Annotated in this window: 16 protein-coding genes; 7 read left to right on the forward strand and 9 right to left on the reverse strand. The window is 60.7% G+C overall.

The annotated features are described in order from the left end of the window. Positions 1-34: 34 nt before the first annotated feature. The 4 genes from ubiG (at position 35) to JN524_RS04850 (ending at position 3,606) form a co-directional block, all read left to right on the forward strand. Positions 35-733 carry a bifunctional 2-polyprenyl-6-hydroxyphenol methylase/3-demethylubiquinol 3-O-methyltransferase UbiG gene (gene ubiG, locus JN524_RS04835; protein WP_047598712.1) on the forward strand — a complete coding sequence of 233 codons (699 nt, stop codon included), beginning with the start codon at positions 35-37 and terminating at the stop codon, positions 731-733. Between the two features lie 4 nt (positions 734-737). Next, positions 738-1,409 carry an N-acetylmuramic acid 6-phosphate phosphatase MupP gene (gene mupP / locus JN524_RS04840; protein WP_003226921.1) on the forward strand — a complete coding sequence of 224 codons (672 nt, stop codon included), beginning with the start codon at positions 738-740 and terminating at the stop codon, positions 1,407-1,409. A gap of 167 nt (positions 1,410-1,576) precedes the next feature. Further along, the gene (locus tag JN524_RS04845) at positions 1,577-2,317 is read left to right on the forward strand and encodes a YciK family oxidoreductase (protein ID WP_003226924.1); all 741 of its coding nucleotides are present in this window, start codon (positions 1,577-1,579) and stop codon (positions 2,315-2,317) included. 362 nt (positions 2,318-2,679) lie between these two features. Further along, entirely contained in the window at positions 2,680-3,606 is a 927-nt protein-coding gene (locus JN524_RS04850; RefSeq protein ID WP_202368686.1) for a GGDEF domain-containing protein, read from the forward strand. 136 nt (positions 3,607-3,742) lie between these two features. On the opposite strand, the gene JN524_RS04855 is transcribed toward JN524_RS04850, so the two are convergent. Continuing rightward, positions 3,743-4,504, reverse strand: coding sequence for a TenA family transcriptional regulator (locus JN524_RS04855; protein ID WP_237402962.1), 762 nt, complete (start codon positions 4,502-4,504; stop codon positions 3,743-3,745). 79 nt (positions 4,505-4,583) lie between these two features. After that, positions 4,584-7,043, reverse strand: coding sequence for an EAL domain-containing protein (locus JN524_RS04860; RefSeq protein ID WP_027612411.1), 2,460 nt, complete (start codon positions 7,041-7,043; stop codon positions 4,584-4,586). A 173-nt stretch (positions 7,044-7,216) separates the two neighbouring features. Between JN524_RS04860 and JN524_RS04865 the strand changes: the two genes are divergently transcribed. After that, the gene (locus tag JN524_RS04865; RefSeq protein ID WP_202368688.1) at positions 7,217-11,830 is read left to right on the forward strand and encodes a deaminase domain-containing protein; all 4,614 of its coding nucleotides are present in this window, start codon (positions 7,217-7,219) and stop codon (positions 11,828-11,830) included. On the opposite strand, the gene JN524_RS04870 is transcribed toward JN524_RS04865, so the two are convergent. From JN524_RS04870 to JN524_RS04890, 5 genes are all read right to left on the reverse strand, one after another. Continuing rightward, entirely contained in the window at positions 11,831-13,648 is a 1,818-nt protein-coding gene (locus JN524_RS04870; RefSeq protein WP_202368689.1) for an ABC transporter ATP-binding protein, read from the reverse strand. It abuts the gene before it with no gap. Continuing rightward, the gene (locus tag JN524_RS04875) at positions 13,641-14,243 is read right to left on the reverse strand and encodes a DsbA family protein (RefSeq protein ID WP_171061881.1); all 603 of its coding nucleotides are present in this window, start codon (positions 14,241-14,243) and stop codon (positions 13,641-13,643) included. The genes JN524_RS04870 and JN524_RS04875 overlap by 8 nt, the downstream gene beginning before the upstream one ends. A 35-nt stretch (positions 14,244-14,278) precedes the next feature. Continuing rightward, complete coding sequence (gene trhO, locus JN524_RS04880; RefSeq protein WP_202368690.1) at positions 14,279-15,220, reverse strand: oxygen-dependent tRNA uridine(34) hydroxylase TrhO; 942 nt, start codon at positions 15,218-15,220, stop codon at positions 14,279-14,281. 169 nt (positions 15,221-15,389) lie between these two features. Further along, entirely contained in the window at positions 15,390-15,689 is a 300-nt protein-coding gene (locus JN524_RS04885; RefSeq protein ID WP_003226935.1) for a BolA family protein, read from the reverse strand. Positions 15,690-15,701: 12 nt separating this feature from the next. After that, complete coding sequence (locus tag JN524_RS04890; protein WP_003226938.1) at positions 15,702-16,220, reverse strand: DUF2059 domain-containing protein; 519 nt, start codon at positions 16,218-16,220, stop codon at positions 15,702-15,704. Positions 16,221-16,413: 193 nt separating this feature from the next. Here JN524_RS04890 and JN524_RS04895 point away from each other — a divergent pair, with 193 nt between their 5' ends. After that, positions 16,414-17,808, forward strand: coding sequence for a class II fumarate hydratase (locus tag JN524_RS04895; RefSeq protein WP_202368691.1), 1,395 nt, complete (start codon positions 16,414-16,416; stop codon positions 17,806-17,808). 88 nt (positions 17,809-17,896) lie between these two features. Here JN524_RS04895 and JN524_RS04900 read toward each other — a convergent pair whose 3' ends face one another. Next, positions 17,897-18,850, reverse strand: coding sequence for a DMT family transporter (locus JN524_RS04900; protein ID WP_202368692.1), 954 nt, complete (start codon positions 18,848-18,850; stop codon positions 17,897-17,899). Between the two features lie 209 nt (positions 18,851-19,059). Between JN524_RS04900 and JN524_RS04905 the strand changes: the two genes are divergently transcribed. Next, positions 19,060-19,263 (forward strand): DUF6316 family protein, encoded by a 204-nt coding sequence (locus JN524_RS04905; protein WP_202368693.1) that lies wholly within the window; start codon positions 19,060-19,062, stop codon positions 19,261-19,263. A gap of 127 nt (positions 19,264-19,390) precedes the next feature. On the opposite strand, the gene JN524_RS04910 is transcribed toward JN524_RS04905, so the two are convergent. Next, positions 19,391-20,575 (reverse strand): thiolase family protein, encoded by a 1,185-nt coding sequence (locus JN524_RS04910; protein ID WP_202368694.1) that lies wholly within the window; start codon positions 20,573-20,575, stop codon positions 19,391-19,393. Positions 20,576-20,640: the final 65 nt, after the last annotated feature.

Genomic DNA, 20,640 nt, shown 5'->3' on the forward strand with positions numbered 1-20,640 from the left:
TACAGCCCTTTTCAAGTTTTTCGAGGAATAGATCATGAGTAACGTCGACCACGCCGAAATCGCCAAATTCGAAGCCCTGGCCCATCGCTGGTGGGACCGTGAAAGCGAATTCAAACCGCTGCACGACATCAACCCGCTGCGCGTCAACTGGATTGACGAGCGAGTCAATCTGGCCGGCAAGAAAGTCCTCGACGTCGGTTGCGGCGGCGGCATCCTCAGCGAAGCCATGGCCCAGCGCGGCGCCACTGTCATGGGCATCGACATGGGCGAAGCGCCACTGGCGGTTGCGCAACTGCATCAACTGGAGTCCGGCGTCAGCGTCGAATACCGGCAGATCACCGCCGAAGCCCTGGCTGAAGAGATGCCCGAGCAGTTCGACGTGGTCACTTGCCTGGAAATGCTTGAGCACGTACCGGACCCGTCCTCGGTGATCCGCGCCTGCTACCGCATGGTCAAGCCCGGCGGCCAGGTGTTCTTCTCGACCATCAACCGCAACCCGAAGGCGTACCTGTTCGCCATCATCGGCGCCGAATACATCATGAAGCTGCTGCCGCGCGGCACCCACGACTTCAAGAAATTCATTCGTCCGTCCGAGCTGGGCGCCTGGAGCCGCATCGCCGGCCTGACCGTCAAGGACATCATCGGCCTGACCTACAACCCGCTGACCAAGCACTACAAGCTGGCCAACGACGTTGACGTCAACTACATGATCCAGACCCTGCGCGAGGAGTAAGCCGATGGCCATCAGAGCAGTCCTTTTCGACATGGACGGCACCCTGCTCGACACCGCGCCGGACTTCATCGCCATTTGCCAGGCGATGCGCGCGGATCGCGGCTTGCCGCCGATGAACGACAAGCACATCCGCGACGAAATCTCCGGCGGCGCCAAAGCCATGGTCGCGGTGACGTTCTCGATGGACCCGGAATCGCCGGGCTTCGAGGAACTGCGTCAGGAATTCCTCGAGCGTTATCTGGCCGGTTGCGCGGTACACAGCAAGCTGTTCGACGGCATGGGCGAGCTGCTGGCCGACATCGAGCGGGCCAACCTGATCTGGGGCGTGGTCACCAACAAACCGGTGCGATTTGCCGAGCCGATCATGCAGCAACTGGGGCTGGCCGAGCGCTCGGCGCTGCTGATCTGCCCGGATCACGTGAAAAACAGCAAACCGGACCCGGAGCCGCTGATCCTCGCGTGCAAAATGCTTGATCTGGATCCGTCGACGGTTTTGTTTGTGGGCGATGATCTGCGCGATATCGAGTCGGGCCGTGATGCCGGCACCAAGACCTGCGCCGTGACCTACGGCTATATCCACCCGGACGACAACCCGCGGCACTGGGGCGCGGATGTGGTGGTGGATCATCCGCTGGAGTTGCGCAAGGTGCTCGACAGCGCGCTGTGCAGCTGCTGAAAACGGCCTTTGTGGCGAGGGGATTCATCCCCGATGGGTTGCGAAGCAGCCCCCGCAATCTTTCAGGTCGATTCGATATGCAGGTTTACGACTGCTTCGCAGCCGGTCGGGGATAAATCCCCTCACCACAAGGAAGCAGGTCTTCATGAATGGATTGTGAGGTTTTTATGTTCGATTACACCGCCCGTCCCGAATTGCTCAAGGATCGGGTCATTCTGGTCACCGGTGCCGGTCGCGGCATCGGTGCGGCTGCCGCGAAAACCTACGCCGCTCACGGCGCCACCGTGCTGCTGCTGGGCAAGACCGAAGCCAATCTGACTCAGGTCTACGACGAGATTGAAGCGGCGGGGCATCCACAACCGGCAGTGATCCCGTTCAACCTCGAGACCGCCCTGCCCCATCAATACGATGAGCTGGCGGCAATGATCGAAACCGAGTTCGGCCACCTCGACGGCTTGCTGCACAACGCCTCGATCATCGGCCCGCGCACGCCGATCGAGCAGCTGTCGGGCGAAAACTTCATGCGCGTCATGCAAGTCAACGTCAACGCCATGTTCATGCTGACCAGCACCCTGCTGCCGCTGCTCAAGCTGTCGCAGGATGCCTCGGTGGTGTTCACCTCCAGCAGCGTCGGACGCAAGGGCCGGGCCTACTGGGGCGCTTACGGAGTATCGAAGTTCGCTACCGAAGGCTTGATGCAAACCCTGGCCGATGAAGTCGATGGCGTAGCACCCGTGCGCTCCAACAGCATCAACCCGGGCGGCACGCGCACCAGCATGCGAGCACAGGCTTATCCGGGGGAAAACCCTCTGAACAATCCGACCCCGGAGGAGATCATGCCGGTGTACCTGTACCTGATGGGCCCGGACAGCACGGGCATCAATGGCCAGGCATTCAACGCGCAATAACTGCCATACGTCGCTTTTGTTGCCGTGGCGGATTACCGTCGCGGCACACAATTGCCGCTTCTCATCGTCACACCTAAGTCAAATATCCGCCACCCACCCTCAAAGCAAAACGCCATCCTGTTGATTCATAAAGGTTTTAATAAACCTGAACCGAATGGCACGACTTTCGCTCTAATTTTCCTCAAAGCATGCCGTGTGAAGGTACTGGGGCAAGGCCGATTTCGATAGCTGACTAATCGTCATCAGGCAGACTAAACTTACGCCAAATGTCCTACGGGACTGATGGATCAGTATGACGCGCAGCCCATAGCCGCTCTCACCCAGCCTGTAAGACAGACTTACTGCTTAGGGGCTCACGCCATATGAAATCACCTTCCCAGACCAATGCAATTGACTTTGACAGTGCCAAATTGCAACGCCTGGGCTTTGGTCAGCTGCCTCCGCTTCTGGAACGCCCGGCCAGCCTGGCGCAATTGCGCCAGCAAATGAGCCTGCAACTGCAAACCAGTCTTGAGCCGCAACGAATCCTCGGTCTGTTTTTCCGCGAAGTTCAGCGTCTTGTGCCGCTGGATTCCTTGAGCTACGTGCATTCGGGCAGCGACTTGCGCCTGGAGTTCGGTGCCCGCGGTCACCATTCGGTCAGTTACAGCCTCAGCCACGAAGGCGAGCACCTGGGTGAACTGGTGTTTCGCCGCAACCAGCGCTTCAGCGAGCAGGATCAGGGCCACCTTGAATCGCTGCTGTCGTCGCTGTTGTTCCCGATGCGCAATGCCCTGCTCTACCGCGCGGCAACACAAAGTGCGCTGCGCGACCCGTTGACCGGAACCGGCAACCGGATCGCCATGGAGCAGACCCTGCAACGCGAGATCGACATGTCCCGCCGGCACCTGCAACCGTTGTCGGTGCTGATGCTCGACATCGACCACTTCAAACGGGTCAACGACAGTCATGGCCACAGCGCCGGGGATGACGTACTCAAAGGGGTGGCAGCGTCAATCAAGGGCCAGCTACGCAACGTCGACATGGTGTTTCGCTATGGCGGGGAAGAGTTTCTGATCTTGCTGTGCAACACCGGCCGAGAAGCGGCGGCGATGGTCGGCGAGCGTCTGCGCCATGCTGCGCAGACTGCGGAATATTTCGCGGACGGCAAACTGATCGACCTGACCGTGAGCCTTGGCTGCTCGACCCTGTTGCCGGGAGAGTCAGCTGACAGCCTGCTGCGCCGGGCCGACAGTGCGCTGTATGTGGCCAAGCGCGAAGGGCGTAATCGGCTGGCGATGGCGGGCTGAGTCCTTCCAGACACCCAAAAACCACTGTAGGAGTGAGCATGCTCGCGATCCGGTGTGTCAGTCACCCTCTTTGTTGACTGACACACCGGATCGCGAGCAGGCTCACTCCTACACTTTTTTGCGGGGTTATTGGCTATCAGCTCTCTACAAGTGCCCGGCGTTCACGCCCGTGCAACGCCCGCTCGGCGGTTTCCAGTTGCATGCAACGCTCCAGAAACAGGTACATGTAGTCGTAGCTCTTGCACACCGCTTGGCGCAACTCGATCTGCAGAGCCTTGCTCGGGTTCATGCCCGCCAGCGTGCAGATGATTTCCAGCGCTTCCCATGGGTGAGCGTCGTCGTACTGGGCATGCATCTTCAGCCACTTCATTGCACGCTTGCGGTCTTCTTCCGGGAACGCCGCCGCATACACGCCAGTGGAGCAGACCAGCGCTGACCACTCCCCGGTCGCGCCCTCGATGGCGTAGTTGGTCGCAGCGATGGCGACGATCAGCGAATCCGCCGAACTCGTATGCCAGCACCAGTGACTCAGCGCATGCAGTTCCGGCGGTACTTGCTGGGCCTGCAGATCCTCGAGGCTGACGCCATGCGCGCGACTCCAGTTCAGCCAGTAGTCGGCATGATTGAGTTCAACGCGGATGTTGCGCATCAGCCAGCGGCGCGCCATGTCCTCCCCAGGATGGCGGGCAAACTTGGTTTTGGTCAGGTTCTGCGCCATATACAACGCAAACTGTTCAACTACTGGCCAGCCCCCGATCAAGTACTGGCGCATGGTTTTGGCGCTGAGCTTGTTATCGCGCATGCGCAGGTACAGTTCATGTTCGACAACCCGGCGCTTGCTCTCGCTGCAATCTGCAATGAGCTGTTGTGCCCAGGCAGGATAACTTGCAGCTTCCATGAGTGGTCCGGTTCGGTTGAATGTGTCGATCACTGTTCGGCTCCTTTTGATTTGTGATTGTAAGGATCGGCAAGAGATTTCAACGGAACGTGCCAGGCGCCTTGAACAACAGCGGCTGCGGTCTGGCGGGCCGACTTTGCAAACTGTCGCAGGTAAACAACTGCGGGCGTTCGATGACATAACCCTGAGCGTAATCCACCCCGATTTCAAGCAATGCCTGCTCGATCTGGGTTGTTTCAACAAACTCGGCAATCGTCTGCTTACCCATGACATGCCCGATGTGATTGATCACCTCGACCATAGCGCGGTTAATCGGGTCGTCCAGCATATCCTTTACGAAACTCCCGTCGATCTTCAGGAAGTCTACAGGCAAATGTTTCAGATAAGCGAATGAAGACATTCCGGCACAAAAGTCATCAAGTGAGAAGTAACAACCTAAGCCTTTGAGTTCATTAATAAATCTAATTGCGCTGCCGAGATTGGCAATGGCGCTGGTTTCAGTAATTTCAAAACAAATCATTTCAGGGGGTATAGCGTAATTAACAAACTGTTCACGCAGAAAGTGCAAGAACGCGTCATCTCCGATAGTAATGCCTGAAAGATTAATCGCACACATTGCCAACGGACCTTCATGTTGTTCGGTAATACATTGGGCAATCACTTTAAAAACATTCTCGACGACCCAACGATCCAGTTGACTCATCAGACCATAACGCTCGGCCGCCGGAATGAAACTGTCCGGCAGGATCATCCGTCCGGCTTCGTCATGCAGACGCAAGAGTATTTCGATGTGCCCCCCGCCATGGGCTGTAGCGCCCAGCGGAGCAATTTCCTGGGCATAAAGGCAGAAGCGGTTTTCCTCCAGCGCCATGTGCAGGCGCTGCACCCAGGCCATTTCGCCGAAGCGCAGCGACAGTTCGGAGTCGTCGGCATGATAGACCTGCACCCGGTTGCGGCCCTTTTCCTTGGCCATGTAGCAAGCCATGTCGGCGGCGCGCAATGACGCTTCGAGGGTGGTCGGGGTCTGGGCGATGTGCACCAGGCCAATGCTCACAGTGGTCAAAAACGGCCGCCCCTTCCACACGAAGTGCAGGTTCTGCACGGTCTGGCGCAGGCTCTCGGCGATTTTCTCGGCGGCATCCGGGGCGCAGTTCTCCAGCAGAATGCCGAACTCGTCGCCGCCCAGCCGCGCGAGGGTGTCGCTCTCGCGCAAGCCCGATTGCAGCAGCGTGCAAATGTGCCGCAGCAACTCATCGCCGGCGGCGTGACCGCAGGTGTCGTTGACCAGTTTGAACTGGTCCAGATCGAGAAACATCAGCGCATGCCGACCGGGCTGGCGCGTCAGATTGTGCAGGGCCTGCTCCAGGCGATATTCGAACTCGCGGCGGTTGGCCAGACCGGTCAGGGCATCGTGGGTCGCCTGCCACGACAGGTTGGCGATGTATTGCCGTTCCTGAGTCATGTCATGCAGCACCAGCACCGTACCGATAACCTTCTCGGCGTTGCGGATCGGCGCGCCCACCAGCGTCACCGAGACCGTACTGCCATCCAGGCGCTGAATCAGTTTGGAGTGCTCGCTGCCACCGATCAGTTGCCCGCTGAGAATGTGCTCGATCAGCGTCAGCCCTTCGGTCTGCGCATTGTCATCGAGCAGATTGAACAGCGCTGCCAATGGCAACCCCGCCGCGTGCTCGGACTTCCAGTGCGTCATGGCCTCCGCCGCCGGGTTCATGTAATCGATCGCGCCGTTGACGTCGGTGGTGATCACCCCGTCGCCAATCGATTGCAGGGTGATGTGTGCCCGATCCTTCTCCAGCTGCAGCGCCTGGGCGAAGGCATGCCGCTGCTTGAGCAGTTTGTGGGTGCGCAACAGGGCCAGCACGATCAACCCCAGCGCCGTAGCCAGGTTGGTGAACAGCAGCAGGCGCAGGATCATCCGTGACCCTTCGCCCAAGGCATCGCTGAACGCCTTGGCCGCCGGCGTCACACCGTCGTTGATGGCAAAGATCTGCGCTTTCCAGTGCTGGATATCAGCTGGCGTCGCGATGTTTTCGCTGATGCCCTGATGCATCTCGCGCGCGACATTGTCCAGTTGCACCAGATAGGCGTCGCCGATGGTCCAGCGGTCGATCGCGGTTTCCAGATAACTGAAATGGCGGAAGTTGAGGTACAGCCAGATCAGGCTCGACACATCATCGGGATGGTTGCCCCCCTTGAGGATCCCCTCCCGTGCTGCCTGCAGATCCGGCGGCTGACGATCCAGCGCCAGACGCAACTGGTGACCGCCCTGAGGCACGGCAATCGCTTCCTTGTATTTGAGGAAGATCGCCTCGTCGCGGCTGTCGGCATACAGGTTCAGGTAATAGATGGCGTCTTTCTGGCCCTTGGACCAGAGACTCTCGCCGGCAACATAGCCGCGAACGGCCGACAGGACGTAAAGACTCACGCCCCCCAATAACGCCTGAAATAACACGACGGCGATAAATGGCCAGACGATGCCCAACAACCGTGGCGTTCCGAGAGTCCTTTTATGCTTCATGAGGTCCTTTGCGCACGCACTGTCATCTTCAAGGGGAGATCGCCAGAGCCAGACAAGGGAGCGACCCCTTCCAGCAAACCAGGACATTTTCAACCGGCGATACGTATGTACCGCACCCGCTGTTCGCCATGCTTCGACACTGACGGCTTTCAATCATTCCAGAGCCGTTTTCCATGCAGTCACCTTCCGCCACGCTGCAACGCCATACTGCCCAACAGAGCGAATACCGCGCAATGATCTCTGCCCTGCGCGCCGTGCTCGACGCATCGACCTCACTGCAGACCTACTACCTCACACCCCAGACACATTCACGCCTGGGTGCAGCCCACGACCAGGCGCAAAACCTTCTGCAAGCACTGTTCGATGACAGCGGCGAGCCACAATTGGCGGCCTACCTGCAAACGTCCAGAGGATCATTGCTGCAAGTCGACGCCGCAGCCGGTCAATGCAGCTTTTCCTTCAATCGTCCCGATGGCAGCTGCGCCCGCTTCACCATCGAGGATGTCACCCGGGCCTCCAGCACAATTCAAGAATTTCAGCGAGCGTTGCTGAGTATAGGCGCACACCTGCGTTCCGACAGGCTGCTGCCGTTGTCACAACTGCTGCTTGAGTCCGGGTTCACATTTGCCGACGTACAGGACGCCACAGCACTGGCCCGGCTGATCGGTAAGGTCGAAGAACAACGCGCCAGCCATCGACTGAATCTGCGACATCACCCGGCGCTGACGGGACTGATGAGCGACGATGACAAAGCGGCGATTCACGACCTGATTGGCGACTGGCTTACCGGCAAAACCCTGTCGGCCATCGACAGCCTGGCCAGCGAAGTAACGCCTGCCTTCACCCGCCAGCAACTGGAACAGCAGCCTGCCGCCTGCCTGGAACGCCTGCTCGACACCCCCAAGGCGCGTGACCTGGGCCAGCGCTTGCTGCAGAAACTGCAATGGTACGGCGCCCGGCCCGATGAGCCGACCGTCCCGGATATCGGCCTGCGTTTACTGCTCGAAGCGTTGTGTCTGTGGTACGAACTGCCCGGCGACAGCAGCTCGACCGAAGTGGCCGGTTTTGCGCTGGAACAACGCGCTTACTACGGCGCCAGCTACGCCGCCATTCGCCGGGACTTTTTAAAGCACCTGGAGGATTCTCACCGAACCTCGACCCCGACCGAAAAACATGTGCTGGGATGGGTATGCCTGACGCAGTTCGGACTGGATTTTCAAGTGCGCGACATTCCTGACGACCTGCCTTACGCCAGCTCGGTGGTCTGGGTCAATTTCGTGCATGGCGTGCACCTCGCCCACGCCCTTGATCCACAGTTGCTGGAACATCTGAGCTTTCAGCAACTGGTCGATCTGCCGCTGCACAAAAGCGAAAACGCCAGCACCGACCTGCAAACCCTGATTGCCATAACCCGAGTGGCTGCCGCACAGACCTGGACGCTGGCCACCGGAGCCCAGGCTGCGAACGAGACATCCGGCGATGACGCTGCCCTGCAAGCGCTGGAAGACCACAAGAAGCAAATGAACGCAGCAATCCTGCAACTGGACATCGAACCGCCCCGGCGACTCGCCCTGGCAAAACAGCAACTGGACAAGGCGCTGGCCAACGAGCTGTACGACCACACGACGATTCGCCTCAAACGCCACCATCCTTCAACGTCCAGCCGTAGCCGACGCAGCATTATCGATACCCCGGACGTGGCATTGCCCACCTGGCCGTTGCTGGAGGTCTATGCCGCCGGCGGGCTGAGCCCCGACACACGATGGTACGTCAGCCACGATGGCCGCAGCGCCAGCGAATGGATCAGCCTCAACGCAGCAGGCAAACTGCAAAGCGGGTTCATCAATACCCACCAACCTGGCCGCCCGCTCTCCCGGTTTCCGAGCAACCGCACCCTGCCTGATATCAAGGCCTTGTTCGACCAGCAGTTCGATGACTATCTGAGCGAGACCCGCAAAGCCTATGCATATCTGATCAAGTCGCTGCTGGTCACACTGCCGTGGCCCGACCGCCGGGCACTGGAGCACGGCGAAGTGCGGATTCACAGCCTCAGGGATCCGACACGGCACATTGAAGCTCACCTGGAAACAGCGGAAAACATCCTGCCGCACCGGGCTCGCATGGGCTTCGTGTTGCAGGCGACGTATCAGGGCCCGCCACAATTCTACGAATGCCTGCCACGCGCCGGCATCATTCGTAAACGCCCGGATCTGGATGGCACACATGTTGGCGGTCTGTTATTGCCACCCCTGCCGCCCAAACGTGGACGGACCAAGGGCCAGAGCATCAGCCGCATCGTCGCCCGCCGCCTGCCGTTCGATCGAAAAGCACACTGGGACGGTTCGACACCCGCCCCCGACGCCAAATGCGTCGCGATCCTCGAACCGCTGGGCGACTCCCTCCCGGTTTCGATGATCCCGGCGGCCCATCACGACAGTTCGCCGAACCTGACCTTCACCTCGCCGCGCACGGCGCACATCGCCTCGTTCATCGCGACCCGGTTGTTCTATGCCGATGAGCAGGCGCTGCGCAGTGAGGCCTGGGGTGATACCCGTTTCGAGCGCGACAGCCGCAAAAAGCACTGGACTCATGCCCTCAAGGGCTTCATCCCGTTCTGGGGCAGTCTCGAAGACCTGCAGTCGGACAGTCCGGGCAAACGCGCAATGGGCGTACTCGGCCTGCTCCTCGATATCGTCTCGTTCGCGATTCCCTTGGGCAAATTCGTCGCCGGCAGCATTCGCCTCGCGGCCGTGGCCGGGAAAATGGCGATTCGCGTCGCCCTGCCACGCATGGCGCAATTGTCGAAAAACCTGCTGGTTTCGAGCTTGAGAAACCTCAATCCGCTGGACGCTGCGCCTGCTTTGCTCAAGCTCGGCGGCCGAGGTGCGATCGGCGCAGTGCGGGCCGTGGCGCATCTGGAACACCGCGCGGTTGCACGTCTGAAAAGGCTGGCCGGCAGAAGCGCTGACTATGACCTGCTGCACAGTCTGCCCCAGGCACTGGATGCCGGGCGCTGGAAAGCGCTGACCCCTGCCGATCACCTGGCCGTGGTCAGAGGCATTGACGATGTGCCGGTGCGCAACGTCGGCGGCTCGCGGCATCACTTGCTCGATCCGCTGTCCGACCGCCCTTATGGGCCGCAGTTGCTCGCACACGAGCATGATTTTTCGCTGGGGCGTTCGCACTACCGCACTGTGAAAAAAACCGACGATCAGATCGATATCGAAGTAGCGCCGAACACCCGCGTCGAGCTTGTCCCCGAGGCTGGCGGACGCATCACGGTATTGATCGATGATGTGCCCTATCGACTCGACGGTGATGAACTGCGCCGCGTTGATCTGCTCGATGACAGCCAGCACTGGACGCTGTTGCCGTGCCGGATACGTCGCGCACCGGGCGCGGGCGACTGCCGCGTCAGTTACATCACCGCAGAACCCGCCCCGACGCCCGCCGTCGGCACCATCGACAAGGAAAAGGGTTACGCGCCATGGTTCGGCGAGCGGGTTTCGGAGCCCGCCATGCTGCCCCGGCAGGACGGAACGTTCCTGGCGGTCGATGCCAGGCTTTATCAAATCATCGATAACCGCCCGAGGCTGTTCACCGGCGATCTGCGTCGCCTGGGATTCCACCAAGGCAGGCTGGCGCCAAGACAGCAGATTCAAGCCACGCTGCAGTTTCGCAAAGGCATTTATGCGCGGATAAAAACCGGCGGCAGCTATGACGGGATCAATGACTCACATCAGGTCGGCGCGATACTGATACCGGCCATCGACGACTCGGCCTCCTATGTGTTCTTCCGAATCAACATCCATGAGTACTACCTGGCCACCATCGCCAAGGGTAAAAAAGCGCCCGATCAATTGACCTTCAGGCGCCTGGCACCCGCCGAACTGGCCGACGGCACCCTCGGTGCTGAACTGCTGACCGTCTACACCGGCTCGCTGCATGCCAACAACATCGTGCGCATCCATGGTCTGGAATCGGTGCAGCGCGCGATGCAGACCATGGAACAGATCGCGATCCCCATCGGCACCACGGCCATGCCTGCAAACAATATGAAATGGCTGAAGGTTGACACCAGCCCGGGCGAAGCACTGATGTTCGATCACTCGACACGGATGATCGTCACCCGCCTGCCCGAAGGCGCCGTCACCTGGGCGCGCAGCAAGGAAGCGCCGGAAGCCTTTCGGCAGAAAACCGCAGAGATTTTCGACACGTTGTTTCTGTCACCGACAATCAATCCGGCCAACAGCAACGCGGCCCTGCGCATCGACAGTGCCATGCAGAAACTGCACAACCTGTTGCCAGTGCGTGAGCGGCCGGTCAACGCACGTAACATCGCCTATGCCGAAGTCACCACGACCAGCGGCAAACGGGAGATCTACGTCAGCGTGTCCGGCGCGCAAGGGAGCACCCAGCGCCTGCCGCTGTTTCGCCACATGGGTGCCAATCACGTGCGGATCGGCGACACCACTTACATCAACATCGACTACAACCCAAGCTTCCCGCGCACCTCGCTGGAGGTCACCGAGCAAGGGCAACTGCTGGCCGTGCCGCTGACCATCAAGGAGCTGAAAACCTATCAGCCGACGCAAACCAGCCGGCCGACCTCGCTGGACAGCGAAAGCAAACTGATCAGCGTGCTACGTGAGAAATATCCCGACCCGACAGAGATCCGCGCGGTCGACATCGCGACGACCATGCGCCCGTGCGAATCCTGTTCGGTGGTGATGAAGCAGTTCGGCCATGACGGCGGCGAGGCGGCGTTGCAGGTGCTGTGGGGCTGATTACAGGCGCTGCAGGTGGCCGTAGAGCTTGGCGTAGAGGCCGCCATCGGCGATCAGTTGCTGGTGGTCGCCATCCTCGGCCACTTGCCCGCCATCGAACACCAGCACCCGATCCGCCTGCTTCACCGCCGACAGGCGATGGGCAATGATCAGCGTGGTGCGACCACTGAGGAAGCGTGCCATGGCCTGATGCAGGTTGTATTCGGTGGCGGCATCGAGGGCCGAAGTGGCTTCGTCGAGAATCACCACTTTCGGCTCGGCGAGGATCATCCGCGCAATCGCCAGACGCTGGCGCTGACCGCCGGACAGACGCACGCCGGAGCGTCCGACGATGCTGTCGAGACCGTCCGGCAGCGCCCGGATGGTCGCCTCCAGCTGGGCGATTTCCAGCGCCTGCCAGCAGGCTTCGTCGCTGCGGGTGCGGCCCATGGTCAGGTTGGCGCGCACGCTGTCGTTGAACAGCGCCGGGTGCTGCAGCACCACCGCGACGTTTTCACGAATCAGCTCCAGGCCGATTTCCTGTTGGGTCGAACCGCCGAAACGGATAGTCCCGGACAACGGCGTGTACAGCCCTAACAACAGTTGCACCAAAGTGCTTTTGCCGCCGCCGCTGGCGCCGACAATCGCGACTTTTTCACCGGGTGCGATGGACAGGTTCATCTGATCCACCACCAGCTCATCGCCGTAACCGAAGCTCAACCCCTGCACCTCAATGCCCACGGTTTCCCGGCCCTTGAACGGATCGACACCACCGGGATATTGCGGCTCGTCGGCCCGCGCCAGCAGTTCGTTGATCCGTGCCAGCGCCCCGCCCGCCGCGTAGTAGGCGTATTGCAGATTGAGCAGTTGTTCGACCGGACCGATCATGAACCACAGGTAGCTGAACACCGCGAGCATCTGGCCGATCGACAGGTCGGAGAACAGCACCGTGAGCATCGCCGCCGCGCGGAAGATGTCGATGCCGAACTGGAACAGCAGACCACTGGCGCGGTTCGACGCATCGGTCTTCCACTGCGAGTTGACCGCATAGTTACGCACTTCCTGCGCGCGCAAGCCGAGTCGCCCGAGGAAGAAACCCTGACGGTTGCCGGCGCGCACTTCCTGGATGGCATCGAGGGTTTCGCTCAGGGCCTGAGTGAAACGCGAGGTGCTGTCGTTCTCGAGTTTCTTCAGGTGCTTGACCCGTTTGCCCAGTTGCACCGTGGCGTAGATCACCAACGGGTTGAACAGCAGGATCAGCAGCGCCAGTTTCCAATGCATCCACATCAGGATGCTCGCGGTGCCGACCAGGGTCAGCATCGCCACCAGAAAACGGCTGAGGGTTTCGCCGACAAACTTGTCGAGAGTGTCGAGGTCAGTGACCAGATGCGTGGTCACGGTGCCGCTGCCGAGGCTTTCGTATTCGCCGAGGGAAATCCTTTTCAGGCGCTCGATCAGCCGCACGCGAATGCGGTAGACGATGTCCTTGGCCAGCCGCGCAAACAGCCGCGCCTGCAACACGCCAAAGCACAGGGCACTGCAACGCAGGGTCAGAGTGACCACCAGCATCAGGCCGATATAGCCCGCCGCCTGTTGCCACATCGACGGCAACACATGGTTCATGACTTTCAACGCAGCGTCGCCATGGCCGAGCAGTACTTCGTCCACCAGCAATGGCAGCAGCAACGGAATCGGCACGCTGCACAGCGTCGCCAGCACGGCCACGCCGTTGGCGATCCACAGGGATTTCTTGTGATGTAGCGCCAGACGCCGGACTTCTGCCCAGCTCAGCCGGTCGACACGCTTTACGGCTGGCGTGTCATCGGCCAGATCAGGCACAGGCGGCGCGCTCCAGCCAGCGACCAAGCAGCGGCGAGAGTTCGCTGAGCGGTTGATAGCCGTTGGTCAACAGCGCCAATTGGCCGTTGCGCTCGGCGAGCAGGGTCGGGAACCCGGCGATGCCCAGATCCTGCACCCAGCTGAAATCAGCCTGAGTCGCTTTGTGCTGATCGGCATGATCGAACAGCGCGGCAAATTCGATACGCGGCACGCCGGCCTGCTCCGCCAGCTCGACCAGCACGCTGGCCTGGGTGACATCGCGGCCTTCAGCGTAAAACGCCTGCTGGATCAGGCCGACCAGTGTCCACGCACAATCCGGCGCCAGACTGCGCGCGGTGACGATCGCCCGGCAGGCTGGCTCGGTGTCGTAGACGAAACCATCAGGTAGCGCACCGTCGAACTTGAACGGCTGACCGGTAGCCTCAGTGACCGCCTGCCAATGCTCAAGAATGTAACGCCGCGTGGTCGGCTCCAGCGCCGCACCACTGCCGGTGCGCAACCCGCCGACCACAAGGTGCAGCTCCACTCCGGCTGCCTGCGCCTGCTCGACCAATGCCTTGGCGACCGGGGCGAACCCCCAGCACCAGGAACACATCGGGTCCATCACATAGAGCAGGCGCGCAGACATGATTAAGCCTCGGTGGATGCTTGTTTATAGTTGTAGCCGATCGGGTGCGGCATGTTGCGCGCCTTGGCCAGTTCGATCTGCTTCTGCCGATCGATGGCGCTGCGGCGGGTTTTCTCGCTCAGCTTGTCCCAGCAATGCGGGCAGCTGATGCCGGCCACGTAATGTTCGGAAGCACGATCTTCAACACTGACCGGTGTGCGGCAGGCATGACATTGATCGTAGTCGCCTTCGCTGAGGTCGTGACGCACGGTCACCCGGTTGTCGAACACGAAGCAGTCGCCCTGCCACTTGGTTTCTTCCTGCGGCACCTCCTCGAGGTACTTCAGGATGCCACCCTTGAGGTGGTAAACCTCTTCGAAACCCTCACCCAGCATGTAGCTGGAGGCTTTCTCGCAGCGAATGCCGCCGGTGCAGAACATCGCGACCTTCTTGTGCACGGCCGGGTCGAAGTGTTCTTTGATGTAGTCGGGGAATTCGCGAAAACTGGTGGTTTTCGGATCGATGGCGCCTTCGAATGTGCCGATCGCCACTTCGTAGTCGTTGCGGGTGTCGATCAGCAGCACTTCCGGGTCGCTGATCAGCGCGTTCCAGTCCTGCGGCTCAACGTAGGTGCCAACCTTTTTGTTCGGGTCCACGCCTTCGACGCCGAGGGTCACGATCTCTTTCTTCAGCTTGACCTTGGTGCGGTAGAACGGCTGCTCGTCGCAGTACGACTCTTTGTGGTCGATGTCGATCATGCGCGGGTCGTTCTTCAGCCAGGCAAGCAGGCCGTAGATGCCTTCGCGACTGCCGGACACGGTGCCGTTGATGCCTTCTTCGGCGATCAGCAGGGTGCCTTTGATGCCATTGTCGACCATCGCTTGCAGCAGAGGCTCGCGCAGGTCAACGTAATCTTCGAGGGTGACGAACTTATACAGTGCCGCCACGACAATCGGTTGTGTCATGGGTATTTCTCCAGGTGGCTACCCTCGCAAAGGGTGAACCGGATTCAAAAAAAACGCGCCGGGTGAGCGGCGCGTTGCGGATTCTAGCAAAAAAGATCGCAGCCTGCGGCAGCTCCTACAGGGAACTCAATCCAATGTAGGAGCTGCCGCAGGCTGCGATCTTTTGATCTTAATGTTTGCTACCGCCGGCACAGGTCGGCGACGCCGGAGCGGCGCCCACTTCTGCCCATTCCTGCGGGGTGTAGGTGTGCAGCGCCAACGCATGGAACTCGCCCATCAGCTCGCCGAGCGTGCCGTAGACTTTCTGGTGGCGCTTGACCCGGTTCAGGCCTTCGAACTGCGCGCTGACCACCACTGCCTTGAAGTGCGTCTGTAACCCGCGACTGTGCATGTGGCTTTCGTCCAGCACTTGCAGATGCTCAGGCTGCAGCAGGCCCAGCGTCGATTCGATGCGTTGTTGCATGGTCATCACGAACTCCGCTTACTTCTTCTTGGCCGGCGCAGCGCCTTTCGGTGCCAGCTCGTTGGTCATGTCGTCGAGCAACTTGTTGACGACAGGCACGGCGCTTTCCAGCTTGGCCTGAGTCATCTGGGCCGATTGCTGGGTCAGCTGCGGCATTTTCTCCAGGACTTTCTTGCCCAGTGGCGACTGGTAGAACGCGACCAGGTCTTTGAGCTCCGATTCGCTGAAGTTGCTGGTGTAGAGCTTGACCATGTCAGGCTTGAGCTTGTTCCAGCCGATGGCCTGGTCCAGGGCGGCGTTGGCCTTGGCCTGGTAGGTTTCCAGTACGGCTTTCTTGGATTCCGGGGCTTTGGTCTGTTCAAAACGCTGAGCGAACATTTGCTGCACTTGCATGTACACCGGAGTGCCCAGCTTGTCAGCGTGCGCCAGGGTCAGGAAAGCTTCAGCACTGGCGTTGTGGCTGGCGGTATCGGCAAGCACCTGGCCGCTGGCGCAAACCAGTGCAACCGCGGTGCAGATGGCACGAAGACGAGTCATCGAGTTTCCTTTTCAGCTAGGCGAGGTAAAACCCCAAGGGCGACCATTCTGCGCCTAAAAAACCTCGTGGCTCAACCCCCGAGCCTTGCCGCGCTTGATTGGCCGGGTTTTACCGGTCAACAATCGGTTCGAGGGAACCACCTGGGCCTGACCGGGCCTAAACTGCGCAAACAGACCAACAGGAGTGTGCACGATGAGCCGTATCGAAACCGACAGCCTGGGCCAGATCGAAGTCCCGGACGACGCCTACTGGGGTGCTCAGACGCAACGCTCGCTGATCAACTTCGCCATTGGTCAGGAACGCATGCCGCTGCCGGTACTGCACGCCCTGGCCCTGATCAAGAAAGCCGCCGCCCGGGTCAACGACCGCAACGGCGACCTGCCCGCCGACATCGCCCGCCTGATCGAACAGGCCGCCGACGAAGTCCTCGACGGCCAGCACGATGACCAGTTTCCGCTGGTGGTCTGGCAGACCGGCAGCGGCACCCAGAGCAACATGAACGTCAACGAAGTGATCGCCGGTCGCGCCAACGAACTGGCCGGCAACCCGCGCGGCGGCAAGACGCCGGTGCACCCCAACGATCACGTCAACCGCTCGCAAAGCTCCAACGACTGCTTCCCTACCGCCATGAGCATCGCCACTGCCAAAGCCGTGCAGGAGCAATTGCTGCCGGCGATCGCCGAGCTGTCCGGCGGCCTGGCCGAATTGGCCGCACGCCACATGAAACTGGTGAAGACCGGCCGCACGCACATGATGGACGCGACGCCGATCACCTTCGGTCAGGAGCTATCGGGCTTTATAGCGCAGCTGGATTACGCCGAACGGGCGATCCGCGCCGCGCTGCCGGCGGTGTGTGAACTGGCGCAGGGCGGCACTGCCGTCGGCACCGGTCTGAATTCGCCGCACGGCTTTGGTGAAGCGATTGCTGCCGAACTCGCCGCGCTGTCCGGCCTGCCGTTCGTCACTGCGCCGAACAAGTTTGCCGCGCTGGCCGGGCATGAGCCGCTGACCAGTCTGTCCGGCGCATTGAAGACCCTCGCCGTGGCGCTGATGAAAATCGCCAACGACCTGCGCCTGCTCGGCTCCGGCCCTCGCGCAGGCTTTGCCGAAGTCAAGCTGCCGGCGAACGAACCGGGCAGCTCGATCATGCCCGGCAAGGTCAACCCGACCCAGTGCGAAGCGTTGTCGATGCTCGCCTGCCAGGTGTTGGGCAACGACGTCACCATCGGCATCGCGGCGAGTCAGGGTCACCTGCAACTGAACGTGTACAAACCGGTGATCATCCACAACCTGCTGCAATCGATCCGCCTGCTCGCCGACGGCTGCAGCAACTTCCAGCAGCACTGCATCGCCGGTCTTGAACCCGACGCCGAAGTCATGGCCAAACACTTGGAACGCGGCCTGATGCTGGTGACAGCGCTGAACCCGCACATCGGTTACGACAAGTCGGCGGAAATCGCCAAAAAGGCTTACGGCGAAGGCCTGACCTTGCGTGAGGCGGCGCTGCAGCTGGGCTATCTGACCGATGAAGAGTTCGATGCCTGGGTGCGGCCGGAGAACATGATTGAGGCTGGCGCCAAGGGTTAACAGCAAAAAGATCGCAGCCTGCGGCAGCTCCTACAGGGGAACGCATTTCCATTGTAGGAGCTGCCGCAGGCTGCGATCTTTTGCTTTTTCAGGCCACCCGCATCCGCCGCGCCTTCAACCCGGCAATCAACGACGGCCCCAACGCCACCAGCGCCGACCCCAGCACCACCAGCACCGCCCCGCCATAACCCAGCCCATTGATCTGCTCGGCATGCACATATTCCGGCCACACCCCGGCGGCAATCGCCACCGCGCCAAAGGTCACCAACGGCGTGATCGCCAGCGTCGCACTGACCCGCGAGGCCTCCCAGTGCGCCAGTGCTTCAGCAAAGGCACCGTAGGCAATCAGCGTGTTCATGCAGCACGCCAGCAACAGCCAACCCTGCACCGGGCTCAGTTCCAGTGCTTCGAGCGGATGCACCCACGGTGTCAGCAACAGCGCGCAGAACAGGTAGATCACCATCATCACCTGCAACGAATTCCACACCGTGAGCAATTGCTTCTGCCCCAGTGCGTAGAAGGTCCAGACCGTCGAGGCCAGCAGCACCAGCAACACGCCGGCGGTGTAGTCCGACAATGAGGTGAGCAGTTCAGCCAGACGCTGATTGAAGAACAGCACGAAGCCGATCAGCAACACCGCCAGGCCAATGCCCTGACCGATGCTGAAGCGCTCCTTGAACACGAACAGGCTGGCAATCAGCAACATGATCGGCCCCATCTGCACCACCAGTTGCGCGGTGCCGGGGCTGAGCAGGTTAAGGCCCATCAGGTACAGCACGTAGTTGCCCACCAGCCCGAGCACCGCCATCAGCACCAGCCAGCCACCCCGGGGGCCGAGCACCTTGCGGCTCGGCAGGCGTCGGGTGGCCGCCAGGTAGATGAACAGGCAGCCGCCGGAGACCAAAAGGCGAAACCAGGTCACGGTGATCGGGTCCATCACCAGCAGCACCTGTTTGAGTTTGATCGGCAGGATGCCCCACAAAAACGCCGTCAGCAGCGCCAGGAACAGACCGTAAACCCAGCGACCGGATGAAATGTGCATGCGAACCCCAATGCCTGCTGACAAGAGCGATCATTCTAGGCCCGCCGTCAGATGCAACACAGGGACAGTTCGGGCCAGGCCGCGAATGAAACTGTGCAGGTCGCAGCATTAAATTGACGCTTTGCCGTTGATCGATTGACGAGGCGCGCCAAGTGCTTCAGGCATAAGCTGATTGGATCCCTGCAACGGATCAATCAAGGAGCCGGATCATGTACGGAATGCGCGCCGATGACAGCGCCCCCGCCACGCACTTTCGCAGCGACCGGTTGTGCCGGGTCAATGGCGAACTGTTTTTCAGCACGCGGGAGAACACCCTTGAGGGGCCGTTCGATTCCCCGGATAAGGCTGAGCAGGAAATTCAGGCGTATATCGCGCGGATGCAGCTTCTGGATTCCAACCGGTTATCAGGTTGATCCCATCGCTGGCAAGCCAGCTCCCACAGTGATCCAGGGTGTTCACAAATACAGGCAACACCTTCAGAACCTGTGGGAGCTGGCTTGCCAGCGATGACGGCTTGAATGCCGACAATTATCTGCAGGTTTAACGAACAGCCTCAAACAACCCCGTCGCCCCCATCCCGCCCCCCACGCACATGGTCACAATGCCGTAACGCAAATTACGCCGCTGCAACTCACGCACCAGATGCCCGACCTGCCGCGACCCGGTCATGCCGAACGGGTGGCCGATGGAAATCGAGCCGCCGTTGACGTTGTACTTGTCGTTATCGAGCTCCAGCCGATCCCGGGCATACAGACACTGCGAAGCAAACGCCTCGTTCAGCTCCCACAGATCAATGTCCGCCACCTGCAAGCCTTTGGCCTTGAGCAGTTTCGGCACCGAGAACACCGGGCCGATGCCCATTTCGTCCGGCTCGCAACCGGCGACGGTGAAACCACGGAAAAACGCCTTCGGCTTGAGTCCCAGTTGCAGGGCTTTTTCCAGGCTCATCACCAGGGTCATCGACGCGCCGTCGGACAACTGCGAGGAGTTGCCGGCCGTCACTGAACCGTCCTCGGCAAACACCGGTTTCAACCCGGCGAGACTTTCGTAAGTGGTGTCCGGTCGGTTGCAGTCGTCGTGATCGACGATGCCGTCGAGGATCTGCACCTCACTACTGTTCTTGTCCTCGACCCGGTACTTGACCGCCATCGGCACAATTTCATCATTGAACAGCCCGGCCGCTTGCGCCTGGGCAGTGCGCAACTGGCTTTGCAGCGCGTAACGATCCTGCGCCTCGCGGCTGACGTCATAACGGCGCGCGACCACTTCGGCGGTCTGGCCCATGGTGTAGTAGATGCCCGGCACCTGCTGCTTGAGCAACGGGTTGATCAGGTGGTCGGTGTTGACGCTTTTCAGGGTCAGACTGATTGATTCGACGCCGCCGGCGACAATGATGTCGCTGCAACCGGAGGCGATCTGGTTGGCGGCAATCGCAATCGCCTGCAACCCCGACGAGCAGAAACGGTTGAGGGTCATGCCGGCCACGCCGGTGCCCAGCCGCGACAGCACCGCCACGTTGCGGCCGATGTTGTAACCCTGCGCGCCCTCGTTGGATCCGGCGCCGACAATGCAGTCCTCGACGCTGGCCGGGTCGATGTCATTGCGCGACAGCAGCGCGTTGACGCAATGGGCCGCCATGTCGTCGGGGCGGGTCTGGTTGAACTTGCCGCGAAAGGACTTGGCCAGGCCGGTCCGCACGCTGTCGACGATCACCACTTCACGCATGGCATACCTCAATTGTTGTTGTCGGAGGAGAGTGGATCGAGCATAAGTCCACCCTGCCGCCGACC

Origin of the sequence: Pseudomonas sp. MWU318 (assembly GCF_016756945.1) — a bacterium.
Lineage (GTDB): Bacteria > Pseudomonadota > Gammaproteobacteria > Pseudomonadales > Pseudomonadaceae > Aquipseudomonas > Aquipseudomonas putida_A.

Excerpts from the sequence above, each read along its gene's own strand:
- ubiG (WP_047598712.1), top strand. The coding sequence starts at position 35 with ATGAGTAACGTCGACCACGCCGAAATCGCCAAATTCGAAGCCCTGGCC.
- mupP (WP_003226921.1), top strand. The coding sequence starts at position 738 with ATGGCCATCAGAGCAGTCCTTTTCGACATGGACGGCACCCTGCTCGAC.
- JN524_RS04845 (WP_003226924.1), top strand. The coding sequence starts at position 1,577 with ATGTTCGATTACACCGCCCGTCCCGAATTGCTCAAGGATCGGGTCATT.
- JN524_RS04850 (WP_202368686.1), top strand. The coding sequence starts at position 2,680 with ATGAAATCACCTTCCCAGACCAATGCAATTGACTTTGACAGTGCCAAA.
- JN524_RS04855 (WP_237402962.1), bottom strand. The coding sequence starts at position 4,504 with ATGGAAGCTGCAAGTTATCCTGCCTGGGCACAACAGCTCATTGCAGAT.
- JN524_RS04860 (WP_027612411.1), bottom strand. The coding sequence starts at position 7,043 with ATGAAGCATAAAAGGACTCTCGGAACGCCACGGTTGTTGGGCATCGTC.
- JN524_RS04865 (WP_202368688.1), top strand. The coding sequence starts at position 7,217 with ATGCAGTCACCTTCCGCCACGCTGCAACGCCATACTGCCCAACAGAGC.
- JN524_RS04875 (WP_171061881.1), bottom strand. The coding sequence starts at position 14,243 with ATGTGTTCCTGGTGCTGGGGGTTCGCCCCGGTCGCCAAGGCATTGGTC.
- trhO (WP_202368690.1), bottom strand. The coding sequence starts at position 15,220 with ATGACACAACCGATTGTCGTGGCGGCACTGTATAAGTTCGTCACCCTC.
- JN524_RS04885 (WP_003226935.1), bottom strand. The coding sequence starts at position 15,689 with ATGACCATGCAACAACGCATCGAATCGACGCTGGGCCTGCTGCAGCCT.
- JN524_RS04890 (WP_003226938.1), bottom strand. The coding sequence starts at position 16,220 with ATGACTCGTCTTCGTGCCATCTGCACCGCGGTTGCACTGGTTTGCGCC.
- JN524_RS04895 (WP_202368691.1), top strand. The coding sequence starts at position 16,414 with ATGAGCCGTATCGAAACCGACAGCCTGGGCCAGATCGAAGTCCCGGAC.
- JN524_RS04900 (WP_202368692.1), bottom strand. The coding sequence starts at position 18,850 with ATGCACATTTCATCCGGTCGCTGGGTTTACGGTCTGTTCCTGGCGCTG.
- JN524_RS04905 (WP_202368693.1), top strand. The coding sequence starts at position 19,060 with ATGTACGGAATGCGCGCCGATGACAGCGCCCCCGCCACGCACTTTCGC.
- JN524_RS04910 (WP_202368694.1), bottom strand. The coding sequence starts at position 20,575 with ATGCGTGAAGTGGTGATCGTCGACAGCGTGCGGACCGGCCTGGCCAAG.